Origin of the sequence: Enterobacter cloacae complex sp. IR5458, from assembly GCF_049238025.1 — a bacterium.
In the GTDB taxonomy this organism is placed as follows: Bacteria; Pseudomonadota; Gammaproteobacteria; order Enterobacterales; family Enterobacteriaceae; genus Enterobacter; species Enterobacter kobei.
Map to the genome: position 1 here is coordinate 70,745 of NZ_JBMKIF010000024.1, position 20,006 is coordinate 90,750.

Genomic DNA, 20,006 nt, shown 5'->3' on the forward strand with positions numbered 1-20,006 from the left:
TATTGTCGCACTGACCGGTCAAAATTGGGAGTAGATGGTACTAGCGTATAATCCATAAAAGAAAAACGCCACGTAAAAACGTGGCGTTTACAGGCTTTATTTACGTTACGAGCGCTTCATCATATCGAAGAAATCGTCGTTCGTTTTGGTCATCGCCAGTTTGTTAATGAGGAATTCCATTGCGTCGATTTCACCCATTGGATGGATGATTTTGCGCAGGATCCACATTTTCTGCAGCTCTTCCTGGGTAGTGAGCAGCTCTTCTTTACGGGTACCGGAACGGTTGTAGTCGATTGCCGGGAAGACGCGTTTTTCAGCGATCTTACGAGAAAGGTGCAGTTCCATGTTACCTGTACCTTTAAATTCTTCGTAAATCACTTCGTCCATTTTGGAGCCGGTATCGATCAGCGCCGTTGCGATGATGGTCAGGCTACCACCCTCTTCCACGTTACGTGCCGCACCGAAGAAGCGTTTCGGACGGTGCAGGGCGTTGGCGTCCACACCACCGGTCAGTACTTTACCGGAAGCCGGAACTACGGTGTTGTAAGCACGTGCCAGACGGGTAATGGAGTCGAGCAGGATGATCACGTCTTTCTTGTGCTCAACCAGGCGTTTCGCCTTCTCGATAACCATTTCCGCGACCTGAACGTGACGAGAGGCGGGTTCGTCAAAGGTAGAAGCAACCACTTCACCTTTAACCAGACGCTGCATCTCGGTCACTTCTTCCGGACGTTCGTCAATCAGCAGTACCATTAGCACGCAGTCTGGGTGGTTATAGGCGATGCTCTGCGCGATATTCTGCAGCAGCATCGTTTTACCCGCTTTTGGCGGGGCCACGATCAGACCACGTTGGCCGCGACCAATTGGCGATGCCAAATCCAGAACACGCGCGGTTAAGTCTTCCGTTGAACCATTACCACGCTCCATGCGCAGGCGAGAGTTCGCGTGCAGAGGCGTTAAGTTCTCAAAGAGGATCTTGTTACGTGAGTTTTCTGGCTTGTCAAAGTTAACTTCATTGACTTTCAACAGCGCAAAGTAGCGTTCACCCTCTTTAGGAGGACGAATCTTACCTGAAATGGTGTCACCAGTGCGGAGGTTGAAACGGCGGATTTGGCTGGGGGATACGTAGATGTCGTCAGGGCCGGCGAGGTAGGAGCTGTCTGCAGAGCGGAGGAAACCAAATCCGTCTTGCAATATCTCCAACACACCGTCGCCAAAGATATCTTCGCCACTCTTAGCATGCTGCTTCAGGATGGCGAAAATGATGTCCTGCTTGCGCATACGAGCCTGGTTTTCCAGCCCCATATTTTCGCCGAGAGTGATCAGCTCAGAAACCGGCGTATTCTTTAATTCGGTAAGATTCATAATGGTGTGGGTTCTTAAACTCGGGGTGATTCTCGAACTTAATGTTGTGAATGGTATGGCAGGGTCATCCATGCCTGTTTAGCGGCCATCATCTCATGTCTGTTCGCTGTCTGGTCACAGGGAAAGAACGCAGAACTGAAACGACAAGACGGATTGAGTGACAAGCCCGGAATTTAGCCACTTCTCGCACTGTTGATGTCAACAAGGGGAAGTATCGGGTAAAACAAGATTCAAACAACAGATATGTTTAAAACGAAGTCATAGCTAACTTAGCACGACTTAAGCCGGGCGTCCAGAGTTCCACATCATTTAGCCGGGTGCTCTGGACGCACAGCGGAGAAACCTTACGCCAGGTTAGCGTCCAGGAACTCTTTCAGTTGACCTTTGGACAGCGCGCCCACTTTGGTCGCCGCCACTTCGCCGTTTTTGAACAGCAGCAGGGTCGGGATGCCACGGATACCGTATTTTGGTGCGGTGCCCGGGTTCTGGTCGATGTTCAGTTTGGCAACGGTCAGTTTGCCCTGATATTCGTCAGCGATTTCATCCAGAATCGGAGCGATCATTTTGCAAGGACCACACCATTCAGCCCAGAAATCGACGAGGATCAGCCCGTCAGCCTTAAGTACGTCCGTGTCAAAACTATCGTCAGTCAGGTGAATAATTTTATCGCTCATATATAACTCCACAGGAATAAGCCTGGTACGTTGGTTTTGTCTACACCAACGACGTGTTGATGTCGCATTAACCAACTAAAGGTTGACTTTATTTCACCGGATACGCTTTCGTAAAGCAATAGTAAGCTGATATTCTACCACACTATGAGCAAAACACATTTAACAGAACAGAAGTTTTCCGACTTCGCCCTGCACCCAAAAGTGATTGAAGCCCTTGAAACTAAAGGGTTTCATAACTGCACGCCCATTCAGGCTCTCGCACTGCCGCTGACGCTGGCCGGTCGCGATGTTGCAGGGCAGGCGCAAACCGGTACCGGCAAAACGATGGCGTTTTTAACGTCAACGTTTCATTATTTACTTTCTCACCCAGCGATTGCAGACCGCAAAGTTAACCAACCGCGCGCGCTCATTATGGCCCCGACGCGAGAACTGGCGGTACAGATCCACGCAGACGCTGAACCCCTGGCACAGGCTACCGGTCTGAAGCTTGGCCTGGCCTATGGCGGTGACGGCTACGATAAGCAGCTGAAAGTGCTGGAAAGCGGCGTGGATATCCTGATTGGTACCACTGGCCGTCTTATCGACTACGCCAAACAGAACCACATCAACCTCGGCGCAATCCAGGTTGTGGTGCTTGATGAAGCCGACCGTATGTACGATCTGGGCTTCATTAAAGATATCCGCTGGCTGTTCCGCCGCATGCCGCCGGCCAATCAGCGTCTGAACATGCTGTTCTCTGCCACCCTCTCTTACCGTGTGCGTGAACTGGCGTTTGAACAGATGAACAACGCCGAATATGTGGAAGTCGAGCCTGAGCAGAAAACAGGTCATCGCATTAAAGAAGAGCTCTTCTATCCTTCTAATGAAGAGAAAATGCGTCTGCTGCAAACGCTGATCGAAGAAGAGTGGCCGGACCGCGCCATTATCTTCGCAAACACCAAACACCGCTGTGAAGACATCTGGGGCCATCTGGCTGCAGACGGTCACCGTGTGGGCCTGCTCACTGGCGACGTTGCACAGAAAAAACGCCTGCGTATCCTCGACGAATTTACCCGTGGCGATCTCGATATTCTGGTCGCAACCGACGTGGCAGCGCGTGGCTTGCACATTCCTGCCGTTACGCACGTCTTTAACTATGATCTGCCGGATGACTGCGAAGACTATGTACACCGTATCGGTCGTACCGGTCGTGCGGGTGCGAGCGGCCACTCAATCAGCCTTGCGTGTGAAGAGTATGCGCTGAATCTTCCAGCCATTGAGACGTACATCGGTCACTCGATTCCGCAGAGCAAATACAATCCGGAAGCGCTGTTAAGCGAACTGCCGCCGCCTAAGCGTCTTACACGCCCACGCTCCGGCAATGGCCCGCGTCGTTCAGGCGCGCCGCGTAATCGTCGTCGTTCAGGTTAAGAAAATATGCTCAGCTCCACCTCGCTTTATGCAGCAATCGATCTCGGTTCGAATAGTTTTCATATGCTGGTTGTGCGCGAGGTGGCAGGGAGCATACAAACGCTGACGCGCATTAAGCGCAAGGTCCGCCTCGCGGCGGGCCTGAGCAGCGATAATGTTCTCTCTCCCGAAGCCATGGAACGTGGCTGGCAGTGTCTGCGGCTCTTTGCAGAGCGTCTGCAGGATATCCCGCATACCCAAATCACCGTGGTCGCCACCGCGACGCTCCGCCTGGCGGTTAACGCCGTGGATTTTATTGCCAAAGCGCAGGAAATCCTGGGGTGCCCGGTTCAGGTAATCAGCGGCGAAGAAGAAGCTCGCCTGATCTATCAGGGAGTTGCGCATACGACAGGCGGGGACGATCGCCGTCTGGTGGTGGATATCGGCGGTGCCAGTACCGAGCTTGTGACCGGTACCGGCGCGCAGGCGACCTCGCTGTTCAGCCTGTCGATGGGCTGCGTAACCTGGCTTGAGCGTTACTTCGCTGACCGCAATCTGGGTAAAGAGAATTTCGACGAGGCAGAAAATGCCGCGCGCGAAGTGTTACGTCCGGTGATGGACGAACTGCGCTACCACGGCTGGAAAGTGTGTGTCGGTGCGTCAGGTACCGTTCAGGCCCTGCAGGAAATCATGATGGCGCAGGGAATGGACGAGCGCATTACGCTTGCCAAGCTTCAGCAGCTTAAACAGCGCGCTATTCAGTGCGGACGCCTGGAAGAGCTGGAAATTGAAGGCCTGACGCTGGAACGTGCCCTGGTCTTCCCGAGCGGGCTCGCCATTCTGATCGCCATTTTCACCGAGCTGAACATCCAGTGTATGACCCTTGCCGGCGGCGCGCTGCGCGAAGGTCTGGTCTACGGGATGCTGCATCTTTCAGTGGATCAGGACATCCGCAACCGTACTTTGCGCAACGTGCAGCGTCGTTTTCTGGTTGATATCGATCAGGCTGGCCGCGTATCGCAGCTGGCCTCTCGCTTTGCCGATCAGGTCGCTAACGTCTGGGATCTTGACCCTCTGAGCCGCGATTTATTGCTGAGCGCTTGTGCTCTGCATGAAGTGGGGCTGAGCATCGACTTTAAGCAGGCCCCGGCTCATGCAGCCTACCTTGTGCGTAACCTTGACTTACCGGGCTACACGCCCGCACAGAAAAAGCTGCTGGCAACGCTGCTGCTGAACCAGACCAACGCCGTTGATCTCTCCTCTCTTCATCAGCAAAACGCTGTACCGCCGCGCGTGGCCGAGCATCTGTGCCGCCTGCTGCGTCTGGCAATTCTGTTTGCCAGCCGTCGTCGTGATGATTTGCTGCCTGCGATTAATCTGGTGGCCGATGATGAGAAGCTGACGCTGACGCTGCCGGAAAACTGGATTGATCATCACCCGCTCGGCGCAGAGATGATCGAGCAGGAGTGCCAGTGGCAAAGCTATGTGCACTGGGCACTGGAAGTAAAATAAGAGAGTAGAATATGTCGGGTGGCGCTGCGCTTACCCGGCCTGCAAGCCCTTCAAACTCATCCCTTCTCTTTGGCTTTTGCCAGCATGGCGCGAATGTTTGCCACGTTCGCCTGGCCTTTGTGCATCCGCTCTTCAGCGGTAATCACCTTGCGCTCTTGTTCCCAAATCAGATCGTCCTGCGGCAGTTCCAGCAGAAAACGGCTTGGCTCCGGGCGGACAAGCTCACCATACTGGCGGCGCTCTTTACACAGCGTGAACGTCAGCTCTTTCTGCGCACGGGTGATCCCCACATAGGCCAGACGCCGCTCCTCGTCGACGTTGTCTTCATCAATACTGCTCTGATGGGGAAGCAACCCCTCTTCCATACCGACCAGATACACATACGGAAACTCCAGCCCTTTTGACGCATGCAGCGTCATCAGCTGAACCTGATCAGCCTCTTCTTCGCTCTCGCCGCGCTCCATCATGTCGCGCAGGGTAAAGCGGGTGACCACCTGGGTCAGGGTCATCGGCTCATCGATTTCCGAGCCTTCCAGCATTTCGGTCATCCAGCTGAAGAGCTGATTAACGTTTTTCATGCGCATCTCAGCCGCTTTCGGGCTGGCGGAGGTTTCGTACAGCCAGGATTCGTAATCAATACCGTGAATCAGATCGCGCACCGCCGCCACCGGCTCGCGCTCTGCAAGACGCTGCACTTCGCCAAGCCAGTGGGTGAATCGCGTTAACGAGTCGTAACCGCGCCCGGTCAGCGTCTGGCTTAGTCCCATATCGAAGCTGGCCGTAAACAGGCTTTTATTGCGGGTCATCGCCCATTCACCCAGCTTTTGCAGCGTCGCCGGACCGATTTCGCGCTTCGGCGTATTCACGATGCGCAGAAACGCGCTGTCGTCATCCGGGTTAGTGAGCACACGCAGATAGGCCAGCAGATCTTTAATTTCAGGCCGTGAGAAGAACGAGGTGCCGCCCGAGATTTTGTACGGTATGCGGTTCTGCATCAGCATCTTTTCAAAGACGCGCGACTGGTGATTACCGCGATAAAGGATCGCGTAATCTTTATATTCGGTTTTGTTGACGAAGTGGTGGGCAATCAGTTCGCCCGTCACGCGCTCCGCTTCATGTTCTTCATTGTTGGCGCTGAGCACTTTCAGCTCCGTGCCGTAGCCCAGCTCGGAGAACAGGCGCTTCTCAAATACGTGCGGGTTATTGGCAATCAGGATGTTTGCCGCCTTCAGGATCCGCCCGGAGGAGCGGTAGTTTTGCTCCAGCTTAATCACCTGCAGCGCGGGGAAGTCTTTACTCAGCAGCACCAGGTTTTGCGGACGCGCGCCGCGCCAGGAGTAGATCGACTGGTCGTCGTCGCCTACCACGGTGAAACGGGCGCGCTGGCCCACCAGCAGCTTTACCAGCTCGTACTGGCTGGTGTTGGTGTCCTGATATTCATCCACCAGCAGGTAGCGGATTTTATTCTGCCAGCGCTCGCGCACCTCTTCATTTCGCTGTAAAAGCAGCGTCGGCAGCAGGATCAGGTCGTCGAAGTCCAGCACATTACACGCTTTCATGTGCGCATCGTACAGACCATAACAGTGGGCGAAGATCCGATCCCGTTCCCCTTTGGCGATCGCCGCAGCCTGGGCCGGGGTCATTAGATCGTTTTTCCAGTTAGAGATCGTCGAGATCAGCTGCTGCAACAGCACCTTGTCATCTTCGATCAGCCCTTCAGTGAGCTCTTTGAGTAATGCCACCTGGTCGGTGTCATCGAAAAGCGAAAAGTTGGATTTCATCCCCAGCGCGGCATACTCACGTTTGATGATATCCAGCCCCAGCGTGTGGAACGTGGAGATCATCAGCCCGCGCGCCTCTTTGCGCCCCAGCGTCTGGCCGACACGTTCTTTCATTTCGCGTGCCGCTTTGTTGGTAAAGGTGACCGCCGCAATGTGACGGGCCTGATAACCACAGCCACGGATCAGGTGCGCAATCTTATTGGTGATGACGCGCGTTTTACCGGATCCTGCTCCCGCCAGCACCAGACAGGGTCCGGTGACAAATTCGACGGCTTGTTGTTGTCCGGGGTTTAGACGCATAAATGATCACTCAATGAAAGTCAGGAGGGGAGAATAACAGCGTGGTAGTATAGCGAGCCTAATCCATACCACTCAAGGCACGATCATGGCAAAAACAGCAGCAGCACTGCATATTCTTGTTAAAGAAGAGAAACTGGCTCTGGATCTTCTGGAGCAGATCAAAAACGGCGCCGACTTCGGCAAGCTGGCTAAGAAGCACTCAATTTGTCCCTCAGGCAAACGTGGCGGCGATTTAGGTGAATTCCGTCAGGGCCAGATGGTGCCGGCGTTCGATAAAGTGGTCTTCTCCTGCCCGGTGCTGGAGCCGACGGGTCCGCTGCACACGCAGTTTGGCTACCACGTCATTAAAGTGTTATATCGCAAATAAAAAGCCGGGTGGCGGCTGCGCCTTATCCGGCCTACATTTTACGTGTTTGTAGGTCGGGTAAGCGAAGCGCCACCCGACAAGGTTGTTAACCCGCTACCGCGATACGCTTCATATCAGTCATGTAGCCACGCAGTTTGTGACCCACTTTCTCGATCTGGTGGCTGCGAATCGCTTCATTCACATCGCGCAGCTGCGCGTTGTCTACCGCACCTTCCGCAATCGCTTTGCCCAGATCGCCCGGTTGCAGGGTGGTCATGAACTCTTTCAGCAGCGGTACGCAGGCGTAAGAGAACAGGTAGTTACCGTATTCAGCGGTATCTGAGATAACCACGTTCATTTCGTACAGACGCTTACGGGCGATGGTGTTCGCGATCAGCGGCAGTTCGTGCAGAGATTCGTAGTAGGCAGACTCTTCGATGATGCCTGAATCCACCATGGTTTCGAACGCCAGCTCAACACCCGCCTTCACCATGGCGATCATCAGTACGCCTTTATCGAAGTACTCCTGCTCGCCAATTTTGCCTTCAAACTGTGGTGCCGTTTCGAACGCGGTTTTGCCGGTCTCTTCACGCCAGGTCAGCAGTTTCTTATCGTCGTTCGCCCAGTCCGCCATCATGCCGGAAGAGAATTCGCCGGAGATGATGTCGTCCATATGTTTCTGGAACAGCGGTGCCATGATGGTTTTCAGCTGTTCAGACAGAGCGTAAGCACGCAGTTTTGCCGGGTTGGACAGACGGTCCATCATCAGCGTAATACCGCCCTGCTTCAGCGCTTCGGTGATGGTTTCCCAGCCGAACTGGATCAGTTTTTCCGCGTAGGCCGGGTCGGTGCCTTCTTCCACCAGCTTGTCGAAGCACAGCAGAGAACCGGCCTGCAGCATACCGCACAGAATGGTCTGCTCGCCCATCAGGTCAGATTTCACTTCGGCAACGAAGGACGATTCCAGCACACCCGCACGGTGGCCGCCGGTCGCCGCTGCCCATGCTTTGGCAATCGCCATGCCTTCGCCTTTCGGATCGTTTTCCGGGTGAACCGCGATCAGGGTCGGTACGCCGAAGCCACGTTTGTACTCTTCGCGTACTTCCGTACCCGGGCACTTCGGTGCCACCATCACTACGGTGATGTCTTTGCGGATCTGCTCGCCCACTTCAACGATGTTGAAGCCGTGGGAGTAACCCAGCGCGGCACCGTCTTTCATCAGCGGCTGCACGGAACGCACCACGTCAGAGTGCTGTTTGTCCGGGGTCAGGTTAACCACCAGATCCGCCTGCGGGATCAGCTCTTCGTAACTCCCCACTTTGAAGCCGTTTTCGGTCGCTTTGCGCCATGAAGCACGCTTTTCAGCAATCGCTTCTTTACGCAGGGCGTAAGAGATATCCAGACCGGAGTCACGCATGTTCAGGCCCTGGTTCAGACCCTGTGCGCCACAGCCGACGATGACCACTTTTTTACCCTGAAGGTAGCTCGCGCCATCGGCAAATTCATCGCGCGCCATGAAGCGGCATTTGCCCAGCTGCGCCAGCTGCTGGCGCAAGTTCAGTGTATTAAAGTAGTTAGCCATGGGTGATACCTCGTGATGTTGTGTGTCTTATTGTTCGGTTCGCGTTTCAGCGAGAATAGAACCACATTACAACAGGAAATTTATTGCGGAAATTGATATATTCACAACGTCATATTGCAATTTTTGCAATATAAAAAGAGGGAGTGGAATCGGTGGATTTACGCGATCTGAAAATGTTTCTGCATCTGGCGGAAAGCCGTCACTTTGGCCGCAGCGCACGGGCGATGCACGTCAGCCCCTCCACGCTCTCGCGCCAGATACAGCGCCTTGAGGAAGACCTCGGCCAGCCGCTGTTTGTGCGCGATAACCGCACCGTCACGCTCACGGAAGCGGGTGAAGAACTGCGCCTTTTTGCCCAGCAGACATTGCTGCAGTATCAGCAGCTACGGCACGCCATTGACCAGCAGGGGCCGTCGCTGTCCGGCGAGCTGCATATTTTCTGCTCCGTCACTGCCGCCTACAGCCATCTGCCGCCCATTCTTGATCGCTTCCGCGCGGCACATCCATCGGTTGAAATTAAGCTGACCACGGGCGACGCCGCCGACGCGATGGAAAAAGTGGTGACGGGCGAAGCGGATCTCGCCATTGCAGGGAAACCCGAAACGCTCCCGGGTGCGGTAGCGTTTTCAATGCTCGAAAATCTGGCGGTGGTACTGATTGCCCCGGCGCTGCCCTGCCCGGTGCGAAACCAGGTATCGGTAGAAAAACCGGACTGGTCCACGGTGCCGTTTATCATGGCCGACCAGGGGCCAGTGCGCCGTCGCATTGAGCTGTGGTTCCGCCGACAAAAAATCAGTAACCCGTTGATTTACGCCACGGTCAGCGGTCATGAGGCGATGGTGTCGATGGTGGCGCTCGGCTGCGGCGTGGCGCTATTGCCGGAAGTGGTGCTGGAAAATAGCCCGGAACCGGTGCGCAATCGCGTGATGATTCTGGATCGCAGCGATGAGAAAACGCCGTTTGAGCTTGGCGTGTGCGCACAAAAAAAGCGGCTGCATGAGCCGCTTATTGATGCGTTCTGGAAGATATTGCCCAACCATTGAAGTCGGGTTGCGCTCCGCTTATCCTGCCAGGAAGAAACGGAAGGCGGGGTTGTGGGTTTCGTCGTGACACTCATAGCCCAGTTCGTTCAGCCGTGTTTCAAAATCCGGCTCGTGCTCACCCAGTTCAAACGCCGCCAGCACGCGGCCGTAGTCGGTGCCGTGGCTGCGGTAATGGAACAGGGAGATGTTCCAGTGCGTGCCCAGCGTGTGCAGGAATTTGAGCAACGCGCCCGGTGATTCCGGGAATTCGAAGCTGAACAGGCGTTCCCTGAGCGGCTTCGAGGGACGCCCGCCGACCATATAGCGCACGTGTAGCTTCGCCATTTCGTCGTCTGAAAGGTCTACCACGCTGTAACCACCGTCATGCAGGAGGTTAAGGATCTCTTTACGCTCCTCGACGCCACGGCTCAGACGCACGCCGACGAAAATGCAGGCATCTTTGGCATCGGCGAAACGGTAGTTGAACTCCGTCACCGAACGACCGCCCAGCAGCTGGCAGAACTTCAGGAAGCTCCCCTTCTCTTCCGGAATAGTCACCGCCAGCAATGCTTCACGCTGTTCACCCAGCTCGCAGCGCTCGGACACGTAGCGCAGGCCGTGGAAGTTCACGTTGGCGCCGGAAAGCACGTGCGCCAGGCGCTCGCCGCGGATGTTGTGCTGCGCGATGTATTTTTTCATCCCCGCCAGGGCCAGCGCGCCGGACGGCTCCGCCACCGCACGAACATCCTCAAACAGATCTTTCATTGCCGCGCAGATAGCATCGCTATCAACCGTGACGATATCGTCGAGGTATTCCTGGCAGAGACGGAAGGTTTCATCGCCAATGCGTTTTACCGCCACGCCCTCAGCAAACAGACCAACGCGCGGCAGATCCACCGGATGCCCGGCATCCAGCGCCGCTTTCAGGCAGGCAGAGTCCTCCGCTTCAACAGCGATGACTTTGATCTGCGGCATCAGCTGTTTGATAAGCACAGCCACACCCGCCGCTAACCCGCCGCCGCCCACCGGAACGAAGACGCGGTCGAGATGGGCATCCTGCTGCAGCAGTTCAAGCGCCAGCGTGCCTTGTCCGGCAATGACCATCGGGTGATCGAACGGCGGCACCCAGGTGAAGCCCTGCTGCTGCGCCAGCTCAATGGCTTTGGCTTTAGCTTCGTCAAAATTGGCGCCGTGGAGCAGCACTTCCCCGCCGAAACCGCGTACCGCGTCGACTTTGATGTCAGCGGTAGCAACCGGCATCACGATTAGCGCTTTCAACCCCAGACGAGCAGACGAGAACGCCACGCCCTGCGCATGGTTGCCCGCCGAGGCGGTAATGACGCCGCGCGCTTTTTGCTCGTCGGTCAGTCCGGCCATCATCGCGTAGGCGCCGCGCAGCTTGAAGCTGTGCACCGGCTGGCGGTCTTCGCGCTTCACCAGGATCACGTTGTCGAGGCGCGAAGAGAGTTTTTCCATTTTCTGAAGCGGCGTGACCTGCACGGCTTCATAGACCGGTGCGCGTAGCACCGCTCTCAGATATTCCGCCCCCTCGGGGGCGGCGGATAAGGGTTGTGACTCGGCCATCATTAGCCCCCAAGTTTCGATTTATCGCGCACCGCGCCTTTATCTGCACTGGTGGCAAGGCTCGCGTATGCGCGCAGGGCGAAGGAGACTTCACGCTGACGATCTTTCGGCGTCCAGGCTTTATCGCCGCGCGCTTCTTGTGCCTCACGACGGGCCGCAATTTCCTGGTCGCTCAGCTTCAGTTGAATGCCGCGATTCGGGATATCGATTTCGATCAGGTCACCGTCTTCAATGATGGCGATGTTGCCGCCGCTTGCCGCTTCCGGTGAAACGTGGCCGATGGAGAGCCCGGACGTACCGCCGGAGAAACGGCCGTCGGTGATCAGCGCACAAGCTTTGCCGAGACCCATGGATTTCAGGAAGGTGGTTGGGTAGAGCATTTCCTGCATGCCCGGCCCGCCTTTCGGCCCTTCATAGCGAATAACAACCACGTCGCCTTCTACCACTTTGCCACCGAGGATGGCGTCCACCGCTTCATCCTGGCTTTCGTACACTTTCGCCGGGCCGGTGAATTTAAGGATGCTGTCGTCCACGCCTGCCGTTTTCACGATGCAGCCGTTTTCCGCGAAGTTACCGTACAGCACGGCCAGACCGCCGTCCTTGCTGTAGGCGTGCTCCAGCGAACGGATGCAGCCTTCGGCGCGATCGTCATCCAGGGAATCCCAGCGGCAATCCTGCGAGAACGCCTGCGTGGTACGGATCCCGGCGGGACCGGCGCGGAACATCGTTTTCACCGCGTCGTCTTTGGTCAGCATCACGTCGTATTGGTCCAGCGACTCCGGCAGCGTCAGGCCGAGCACGTTTTTCACGTCGCGGTTCAGCAGCCCGGCGCGATCCAGCTCGCCCAGGATACCGATTACACCACCGGCACGGTGAACATCTTCCATATGGTATTTCTGGGTGCTTGGCGCAACTTTACACAGCTGCGGCACTTTACGGGACAGCTTGTCGATATCACTCATGGTGAAGTCGATTTCGGCTTCCTGCGCGGCGGCCAGCAGGTGCAGAACGGTATTGGTGGAACCGCCCATGGCGATATCCAGCGTCATCGCATTTTCAAACGCCGCTTTGCTGGCGATGTTGCGCGGCAGTGCACTGGCATCATCCTGCTCGTAGTAGCGTTTGGTGAGCTCAACGATGCGTTTACCGGCGTTGAGGAACAGCTGTTTACGATCGGCGTGTGTCGCCAGCAGCGAGCCGTTACCCGGCTGCGACAGGCCCAGCGCTTCGGTCAGACAGTTCATGGAGTTGGCGGTGAACATCCCGGAACAGGAGCCGCAGGTCGGACACGCGGAGCGTTCAACCTGGTCGCTCTGCTCGTCAGACACTTTCGGATCCGCGCCCTGGATCATCGCATCGACCAGGTCGAGCTTGATGATTTTGTCGGACAGCTTGGTTTTACCGGCTTCCATTGGGCCGCCGGAGACGAAGATCACCGGAATGTTCAGGCGCAGGGAGGCCATCAGCATCCCCGGGGTGATTTTATCGCAGTTGGAGATACAGACCATTGCATCGGCGCAGTGGGCGTTGACCATGTACTCAACCGAGTCGGCGATCAGCTCACGCGACGGCAGTGAATAGAGCATGCCCCCGTGACCCATTGCGATACCGTCATCCACCGCGATGGTGTTGAACTCTTTCGCCACACCGCCGGAAGCTTCGATTTGCTCGGCAACCAGTTTACCGAGGTCGCGCAGATGCACATGGCCTGGCACAAACTGGGTGAAGGAGTTCACCACGGCGATAATTGGCTTGCCGAAATCGGCGTCGGTCATCCCGGTGGCGCGCCACAGTGCGCGGGCACCCGCCATGTTACGGCCGTGGGTGGTGGTGGCTGAACGATACTTAGGCATGCTTTATTTACTCCCGTCTGACTATTCAATGGGACGGTGCGTGCCGTCCCAAATTTATATTTAGTGATTAACCTGATCCAACCAGCCGTATTTATCTTCTGTTTCGCCAGTAAAGAGGCCAAAGAAGGCTTGCTGGATGCGTTTGGTGACCGGGCCACAGCGGCCTTCGCCGACCTGAATACCGTCTACGCTACGAACCGGCGTGATTTCAGCCGCCGTACCGGACATGAACACTTCATCAGCCAGATACAGGGATTCGCGGGACAGCACCTGCTCGCGCACTTCGATACCCAGGTCTTTCGCCAGCTTGATGATGGCGTCACGGGTAATACCCGGCAGCGCGGAAGATGTAAATGGCGGCGTGAACAGGATGCCATCTTTCACTTCAAACAGGTTTTCACCTGCGCCTTCCGAGATGTAGCCATTCACGTCCAGCGCGATACCTTCCTGATAGCCGTGACGGCGCGCTTCGCTACCGACCAGCAGAGAGGAAAGGTAGTTACCGCCCGCTTTAGCAGCGGTCGGGATGGTGTTTGGCGCCACGCGGTTCCAGGAAGAAACCATTGCGTCGATCCCCTGCTCCAGGGCTTCTGCTCCGAGGTAAGCCCCCCACGGGAACGCGGCAATGATCACATCGGTGTTGTAACCGGCTGGCGGGTTCACGCCCATACCGACATCACCCACGAAGACCAGTGGACGAATGTAGGCGCTGGTCAGGTTATTCTTGCGAATGACTTCGCGGCAGGCTTCCATCAGCTCATCAACGCTCTGTGAAACCGGGAAACGATAAATTTTGGCTGAATCATGCAGACGCTGCATGTGTTCGCGATGGCGGAACACCACTGGCCCTTTGTGAGAATCGTAGCAACGGATACCTTCAAAGACGGAGGTGCCGTAGTGCAGCGCGTGGGACATGACGTGGACCTTCGCGTCCTCCCAGCGAACCATCTCACCATTGAACCAAATGTAATCAGCTTTTTTTGTCGTCATTTTTTCGTCCTGTCACGCTTAAGCGCGGATTTGTTGTGATGTGGTTGTGCTCTGGCAGATGGCAACATGGGCAACGTCTACCAGTTTTGATAACTGACTAAACAGTAAGTCGACCGGCCGCGGGCTGGCAACGGTTAATTCGATACTGATGTTCTGCGCGTCGGTGGCCGTCTCCATATTCATAGAGCAAATCTGAAAACCACGATGACGGACCACACGCAAAACGCGTTCTAAGGTTTCCGGGTTGAAGCGAGCCTGCACGGCGACCTGATGTTGCATCATGATAATTTCTCCAGCATTTGTGAGTTACTGGCACCGGGCGGTACCAACGGCCAGACGTTCTCAAGCTCGTCGATTGAGACATGAAGCAGGTACGGCCCTTCGCTTGACAGCATGGTGTCGAGTGCCGCTTCAACCTGGTCTTTACGGGTGATGTGCTGGCCAGGAATGCCGAAGGCGCTGGCCAGGGTGAGGAAATCGGGGTTATCGGTCAGGGTGGTTTCGCTGTAACGCTCCTGGAAGAACAGCTGTTGCCACTGTCGAACCATCCCTAAACGCTGATTATCCAGCAACACGATTTTCAGCGGCAACTGCTTGCGCTTAACGGTGCCCAGCTCCTGAACGTTCATCATGAAGGAGCCGTCACCGGAGATACAGATAACCGTATCGTTCGGGCGAGCCACCTGCGCACCCACGGCGGCAGGCAGGCCAAAGCCCATGGTGCCTAAGCCGCTGGAGGTGATGAAGTTTTCCGGACGGGTGTAGGCCATGTGCTGGGCTGACCACATCTGGTGCTGGCCTACGTCGGTGGTGACGACGCTATCAGCCGGTTTACGGTCAGACAACTGTTTCAGCAGCAGCGGCGCGTAGATGGCATCGCCAGGATGGTCGTAACGCCAGGCGTGTTCGGCGCGCATCTCTGCGGCGTGCTGGCGCCACGCGCTGATATCCAGTGGCTGCGCCAGTGCCGGTAACAGCGTATTGAGATCGCCCTGCAGCGCGACGTGCGCCTGACGCAGTTTGTTCATCTCCGCCGGGTCGATATCCATATGGATAACTTTGGCATTTGGCGCGAAGGTATTCAGTTTGCCGGTAACGCGGTCGTCAAAACGCGCACCCACGGCGATGAGCAGATCGCACTCTTGCACCGCCAGGTTTGCGGCTTTAGTGCCGTGCATCCCCAGCATGCCGAGATAGTATGGGTAGTCTGCATCAACCGCACCAAGACCTTTCAACGTGCAGGTGGCAGGCATTTGCGTTACCGCGATAAATTCACGCAGGGCAGGCACGGCCTGCGCCATGCCGACACCCCCGCCGACGTACAGCATCGGCTGTTTCGCCTGCGCCAACATCTGGCGCGCCTCTTCAACCTCTGCATGCGGGAACGCATCGTCGCTTTCCACGGTGGAGAAGTGCGGTTCCAGTTCGCCGAGTGCAACCTGGATATCTTTCGGGATATCCACCAGAACGGGGCCAGGGCGGCCCGAGCTCGCCACTTCGAACGCTTCGGCCATTACGCGCGGCAGCTCATCCAGAGACTGGACAAGGAAGCTGTGCTTGGTGCAGGCCAGCGATAAACCAAGCACGTCCACTTCCTGGAAAGCATCGGTACCAATGAACGGGGAAGCCACCTGACCGGTGATCGCCACGACGGGCACGGAATCGAGCAGCGCATCAGCCAGGCCGGTAATCAGGTTCGTTGCGCCCGGGCCTGACGTTGCCATGCACACGCCGGTTTTACCCGTCGCGCGGGCATAGCCAATAGCGGCCATTGCTGCCCCCTGCTCGTGTCGGCACAAGAGATGTTCCACGCCGCCGTCATACAGTGCATCGTAAATCGGCATGATCGCGCCACCCGGATAACCGAATACGGTCTCGACTCCCTGCGCGCGCAACGCATGTACAACCCATTGTGCCCCATTCATAGTTAGTTCCCCGTCATAAATCTGGAGAAACAGAATTTTATGCTAGTCGTCATGTCCTGCTCCTCGTTTACGTTTTTTAGTCATAAAAAAACCCCCGGACCTTTCGGTGCGGGGGTCTTAGTTCGTTAAGGCTTGATTTCTAAGCCTTTCCTCGTCCAAGTGCAGCCCCGCACGGTGGGATAATAATCACCACCACGCTAATCACGACCAGGCTAATCACTCGTAGAAGGGCTGTCATTTTCAGTTCTTTTTGCATCTTGTTCGAAGGAATACCTAAAGAGTTATCACAGTTTTTAAATCAAACACAAGATTTATTTATGACGCATTTGGTTAGGCCGCGAATCATATTTCTTAAAATCGTTGTTTTATATGGGGAAATTGAAGAATGAATATTTTTCATATTTTTACGACGGCGCTAACCATCAAAACGGCGCTTTTTACCTTCTGCGAGAAGTCTTCCACGGGTATGTAATGATTTCAGTGTGCGCTTAAAATCTCTGAATAAGAGCCGTAAATACACAAAATGACGCTAAACAGACAAAAGAGGCACTGGCATAGTCGTACCAGGAGGTAGTGCAAATGTCACTGTCAGTTGTTTATACGCGTGCGGCTCTCGGGGTGAAGGCACCGCTTATTTCTGTAGAGGTTCATCTGAGTAATGGGCTACCCGGGCTCACGCTCGTCGGGCTACCTGAAACGACGGTTAAAGAAGCCCGGGATCGCGTTCGCAGCGCAATAATAAATAGCGGTTATACCTTCCCCGCGAAGAAGATCACCATCAACCTGGCTCCCGCCGATCTGCCCAAAGAGGGAGGACGATATGATTTACCTATCGCAATTGCGCTTCTCGCAGCCTCTGAGCAGCTTAATACGACCAGGCTAGGCTCGTACGAGTTTGTGGGAGAACTCGCGCTCACAGGCGCGTTAAGGGGCGTTCCCGGTGCGATATCGGGCGCGCTGGAAGCTATACGTGCAGGACGGCAAATCATTGTCGCGAATGAAAATGCATCAGAAGTGAGTCTTATCGCCGAGAAGGGGTGTCTTGTCGCAGGGCATTTACAGGAAGTTTGCGCCTGGCTGGAAGGGCGCCATGAACTGTCCGAGCCGGAAGAGTGTGACAATGTTATAGCCGATACCCCAGAGGATCTCAGCGAGATTATGGGACAGGAGCAAGGGAAACGGGCGCTGGAGATTACGGCCGCAGGTGGACACAATCTTCTTTTGATCGGCCCGCCTGGTACGGGTAAAACGATGCTGGCGAGCAGGCTGAGTGGCTTGCTGCCACCGCTCAATAATCATGAAGCGCTGGAAAGTGCCGCCATTTATAGCCTTATCAGTTCTACCTCGTTGCAAAAACAGTGGCGCCGTCGCCCTTTTCGTTCACCTCATCATAGCGCTTCACTGGCGGCGATGGTCGGCGGTGGGTCTATTCCCGGGCCGGGTGAAATATCACTGGCGCACAATGGCATTCTGTTTCTCGACGAGCTGCCTGAGTTTGAGCGCCGCGTCCTGGATGCCCTGAGAGAACCCATTGAATCTGGAGAGATACACATCTCACGCACGCGAGCCAAAATAAGCTATCCCGCGCAGTTTCAGCTGGTCGCTGCGATGAATCCCAGCCCTTCGGGTCATTATCAGGGCAACCATAACCGCTGTACGCCTGAGCAGACATTGCGCTATCTGGGAAAGTTATCCGGCCCGTTTCTCGACCGTTTCGATTTATCCCTCGAAATCCCCCTTCCCCCGCCGGGCCTGCTCAGGCAAAAAGGCATCACGGGTGAAAGCTCAGCAGATGTACGCGAGCGGGTCATTGCTGCCCAGACGCGACAATATGCCCGTCAGAACAGGCTGAATGCACGGCTGGATAATGCCGGGATCCGGCAGTTTTGTTCTCTTAACATGGAGGATGCGGTTTGGCTGGAGGAAACCTTGACGCGTTTTGGTCTTTCTATACGCGCGTGGCAGCGTTTGCTGAAAGTGGCCAGAACCATTGCTGACGTGGAGGGTTGTAGTGACATTCAGAGGAAACACTTGCAGGAGGCGCTGAGCTACCGCGCTATCGATCGTTTGCTGCTCCATCTGCAGAAGTTGCTGGCGTAAAAAAGGGGCCGTAGCCCCTTCTCATCATCTTAGTCATCAGACTCAGTGTAGTCTTCTGCGCCTTCCATCTGTGGCTTACCGCCGGAGAGCGTATGGAAGCGTTTTGGACGCTTAATGCGCGCCATGTACTTGATCCATACACGTTCCGCTTCAGACTGTGGCTCACGCTCGCCACGGCACACTAAGACAAACTGCTTTTCATCTTCAGTTGCAGGCTCACGCTTACCCAGATCCAGCTCGTTGAAGGCATAACCATGACGCTCAAGCAGCTGCGCCTCTTTGATGGTGAAATCGCCGTGACGAGAGAACCCGCGCGGATAATGTTTATTGTCGAAAAAACGATTAGTCGTCGTAAAGCTTTCCGCCATCCTACACGCTCCTAATTCTTTGGCCGAGCTATTTATGGCGCGGAGTATTAGTTACGCTTGACAGAGTGTAAAACAAAACATTTAAATCATAACGACAAATTATTTTGCGGAGAAAGATGTGGATACGGAATTGCTAAAAACTTTCCTCGAAGTGAGCAGAACACGCCACTTTGGGCGAGCAGCTGAAGCCCTTTACCTGACGCAGTCAGCGGTCAGTTTTCGTATTCGACAGCTGGAAAATCAACTGGGTGTGAATCTTTTTACTCGCCACCGCAACAACATACGTTTAACGCCTGCCGGTGAGAAACTGCTCCCCTATGCGGAAACGTTGATGAATACCTGGCAGGCAGCACGTAAAGAGGTTGCCCATACGTCGAGGCACAATGAGTTCTCGATAGGGGCCAGCGCGTCCCTGTGGGAATGTATGCTAAGTCAGTGGCTTACCCGGCTATATCGTTCTCATGAACATTTGCAATTTGAAGCCAGAATTGCGCAACGCCAGTCCCTGGTTAAGCAACTTCATGAGCGCCAGCTTGATCTTCTTATCACGACCGAAGCCCCCAAGATGGACGAATTTAGCAGCCAGATCGTAGGGCAGTTTGGTCTGGCACTTTATGCTTCTGAACCTTCAATGATGAAAGCCGATCTGACCTATTTGCGCCTGGAGTGGGGTCCTGATTTTCAGCAGCATGAGGCGGGATTGATAGCCCCAGATGATGTTCCACAGTTAACCACCAGTTCTGCCGAGATTGCCTGTCAGCAACTTCCCTTGTTGAAGGGTTGCACCTGGTTACCAGCCCGTTGGGCAGATACTAAAGCGGGGCTACATACCGTGATAGATTCCACCACCATTTCGCGCCCGCTGTATGCGATTTGGCTGCAAAACAGCGATAAGCAGTCGCAGATAAAAGATCTCTTAAAAATCAATATTATGGAATGATGCATCAGCCAGCAGGGAAGCTGGCTGAAAATTCAGGTGTGCCGTTGTATTTCAGGCAAAAAAAAATCCTTTGCCGAAGCAAAGGATTCGATATGGCAGGGGCGGAGAGACTCGAACTCGCGACACCCGGTTTTGGAGACCGGTGCTCTACCAACTGAGCTACGCCCCTAAAGTTTTTTGCCATTAAGCCTGCCAGTGAGGCAGGCTTAATGTCTTAATAAGTGGCGGAACGGACGGGACTCGAACCCGCGACCCCCTGCGTGACAGGCAGGTAT

Annotated in this window: 18 protein-coding genes and 1 tRNA gene; 6 read left to right on the forward strand and 13 right to left on the reverse strand. The window is 55.3% G+C overall.

All coding sequences use genetic code 11. The annotated features are described in order from the left end of the window. Positions 1 to 105: 105 nt before the first annotated feature. Both rho and trxA read right to left on the reverse strand, forming a co-directional pair. The gene (gene rho, locus ACOTYN_RS18700) at positions 106 to 1,365 is read right to left on the reverse strand and encodes a transcription termination factor Rho (RefSeq protein ID WP_008501566.1); all 1,260 of its coding nucleotides are present in this window, start codon (positions 1,363 to 1,365) and stop codon (positions 106 to 108) included. A 344-nt stretch (positions 1,366 to 1,709) separates the two neighbouring features. After that, entirely contained in the window at positions 1,710 to 2,039 is a 330-nt protein-coding gene (trxA, locus tag ACOTYN_RS18705) for a thioredoxin TrxA (protein ID WP_006179218.1), read from the reverse strand. A gap of 144 nt (positions 2,040 to 2,183) precedes the next feature. On the opposite strand from trxA, the gene rhlB reads away from it, so the two are divergent. Together rhlB and gppA are read left to right on the forward strand one after the other, a co-directional pair. Beyond that, positions 2,184 to 3,449 (forward strand): ATP-dependent RNA helicase RhlB, encoded by a 1,266-nt coding sequence (gene rhlB / locus ACOTYN_RS18710; protein ID WP_014885670.1) that lies wholly within the window; start codon positions 2,184 to 2,186, stop codon positions 3,447 to 3,449. A 6-nt stretch (positions 3,450 to 3,455) separates the two neighbouring features. Then, positions 3,456 to 4,940 carry a guanosine-5'-triphosphate,3'-diphosphate diphosphatase gene (gppA, locus tag ACOTYN_RS18715; RefSeq protein WP_332958417.1) on the forward strand — a complete coding sequence of 495 codons (1,485 nt, stop codon included), beginning with the start codon at positions 3,456 to 3,458 and terminating at the stop codon, positions 4,938 to 4,940. A 56-nt stretch (positions 4,941 to 4,996) separates the two neighbouring features. On the opposite strand, the gene rep is transcribed toward gppA, so the two are convergent. Beyond that, positions 4,997 to 7,021 (reverse strand): DNA helicase Rep, encoded by a 2,025-nt coding sequence (gene rep, locus ACOTYN_RS18720; RefSeq protein WP_008501569.1) that lies wholly within the window; start codon positions 7,019 to 7,021, stop codon positions 4,997 to 4,999. 85 nt (positions 7,022 to 7,106) lie between these two features. Between rep and ppiC the strand changes: the two genes are divergently transcribed. Then, positions 7,107 to 7,388 carry a peptidylprolyl isomerase PpiC gene (gene ppiC / locus ACOTYN_RS18725; protein ID WP_008501570.1) on the forward strand — a complete coding sequence of 94 codons (282 nt, stop codon included), beginning with the start codon at positions 7,107 to 7,109 and terminating at the stop codon, positions 7,386 to 7,388. Between the two features lie 85 nt (positions 7,389 to 7,473). On the opposite strand, the gene ilvC is transcribed toward ppiC, so the two are convergent. Further along, a complete protein-coding gene (ilvC, locus tag ACOTYN_RS18730) occupies positions 7,474 to 8,949 on the reverse strand; it encodes a ketol-acid reductoisomerase (protein WP_023331585.1) in 1,476 nt (491 codons plus the stop codon). A gap of 152 nt (positions 8,950 to 9,101) precedes the next feature. Here ilvC and ilvY point away from each other — a divergent pair, with 152 nt between their 5' ends. Continuing rightward, complete coding sequence (ilvY, locus tag ACOTYN_RS18735) at positions 9,102 to 9,992, forward strand: HTH-type transcriptional activator IlvY (protein WP_014885674.1); 891 nt, start codon at positions 9,102 to 9,104, stop codon at positions 9,990 to 9,992. Between the two features lie 18 nt (positions 9,993 to 10,010). Here the strand turns inward: ilvY and ilvA are convergent, their stop codons facing one another. From ilvA to ilvL, 7 genes are all read right to left on the reverse strand, one after another. Continuing rightward, positions 10,011 to 11,555, reverse strand: coding sequence for a threonine ammonia-lyase, biosynthetic (gene ilvA / locus ACOTYN_RS18740; protein WP_014885675.1), 1,545 nt, complete (start codon positions 11,553 to 11,555; stop codon positions 10,011 to 10,013). A gap of 2 nt (positions 11,556 to 11,557) precedes the next feature. Next, the gene (gene ilvD, locus ACOTYN_RS18745; protein WP_014885676.1) at positions 11,558 to 13,408 is read right to left on the reverse strand and encodes a dihydroxy-acid dehydratase; all 1,851 of its coding nucleotides are present in this window, start codon (positions 13,406 to 13,408) and stop codon (positions 11,558 to 11,560) included. A 60-nt stretch (positions 13,409 to 13,468) separates the two neighbouring features. Continuing rightward, complete coding sequence (ilvE, locus tag ACOTYN_RS18750; protein WP_014885677.1) at positions 13,469 to 14,398, reverse strand: branched-chain-amino-acid transaminase; 930 nt, start codon at positions 14,396 to 14,398, stop codon at positions 13,469 to 13,471. A gap of 18 nt (positions 14,399 to 14,416) precedes the next feature. Next, positions 14,417 to 14,680, reverse strand: coding sequence for an acetolactate synthase 2 small subunit (gene ilvM / locus ACOTYN_RS18755; RefSeq protein ID WP_003860184.1), 264 nt, complete (start codon positions 14,678 to 14,680; stop codon positions 14,417 to 14,419). Beyond that, positions 14,677 to 16,323, reverse strand: coding sequence for an acetolactate synthase 2 catalytic subunit (gene ilvG, locus ACOTYN_RS18760; protein WP_071922787.1), 1,647 nt, complete (start codon positions 16,321 to 16,323; stop codon positions 14,677 to 14,679). The genes ilvM and ilvG overlap by 4 nt, the downstream gene beginning before the upstream one ends. A gap of 2 nt (positions 16,324 to 16,325) precedes the next feature. Continuing rightward, entirely contained in the window at positions 16,326 to 16,376 is a 51-nt protein-coding gene (gene ilvX, locus ACOTYN_RS18765) for a peptide IlvX (protein ID WP_201405605.1), read from the reverse strand. Between the two features lie 86 nt (positions 16,377 to 16,462). Further along, the gene (gene ilvL, locus ACOTYN_RS18770; RefSeq protein WP_001311244.1) at positions 16,463 to 16,561 is read right to left on the reverse strand and encodes an ilv operon leader peptide; all 99 of its coding nucleotides are present in this window, start codon (positions 16,559 to 16,561) and stop codon (positions 16,463 to 16,465) included. 341 nt (positions 16,562 to 16,902) lie between these two features. On the opposite strand from ilvL, the gene ACOTYN_RS18775 reads away from it, so the two are divergent. Then, positions 16,903 to 18,423, forward strand: a complete 1,521-nt coding sequence (locus ACOTYN_RS18775) for a YifB family Mg chelatase-like AAA ATPase (RefSeq protein ID WP_071922786.1) — start codon at positions 16,903 to 16,905, stop codon at positions 18,421 to 18,423. Between the two features lie 29 nt (positions 18,424 to 18,452). On the opposite strand, the gene ACOTYN_RS18780 is transcribed toward ACOTYN_RS18775, so the two are convergent. Continuing rightward, positions 18,453 to 18,791, reverse strand: a complete 339-nt coding sequence (locus ACOTYN_RS18780; protein ID WP_014885680.1) for a DUF413 domain-containing protein — start codon at positions 18,789 to 18,791, stop codon at positions 18,453 to 18,455. Between the two features lie 118 nt (positions 18,792 to 18,909). Between ACOTYN_RS18780 and hdfR the strand changes: the two genes are divergently transcribed. After that, on the forward strand, positions 18,910 to 19,731 hold the full coding sequence (hdfR, locus tag ACOTYN_RS18785; protein WP_014885681.1) for an HTH-type transcriptional regulator HdfR: 822 nt from the start codon (positions 18,910 to 18,912) through the stop codon (positions 19,729 to 19,731). A 93-nt stretch (positions 19,732 to 19,824) separates the two neighbouring features. On the opposite strand, the gene ACOTYN_RS18790 is transcribed toward hdfR, so the two are convergent. After that, positions 19,825 to 19,900: transfer RNA gene (locus ACOTYN_RS18790), tRNA-Trp, on the reverse strand. Positions 19,901 to 20,006 lie beyond the last annotated feature (106 nt).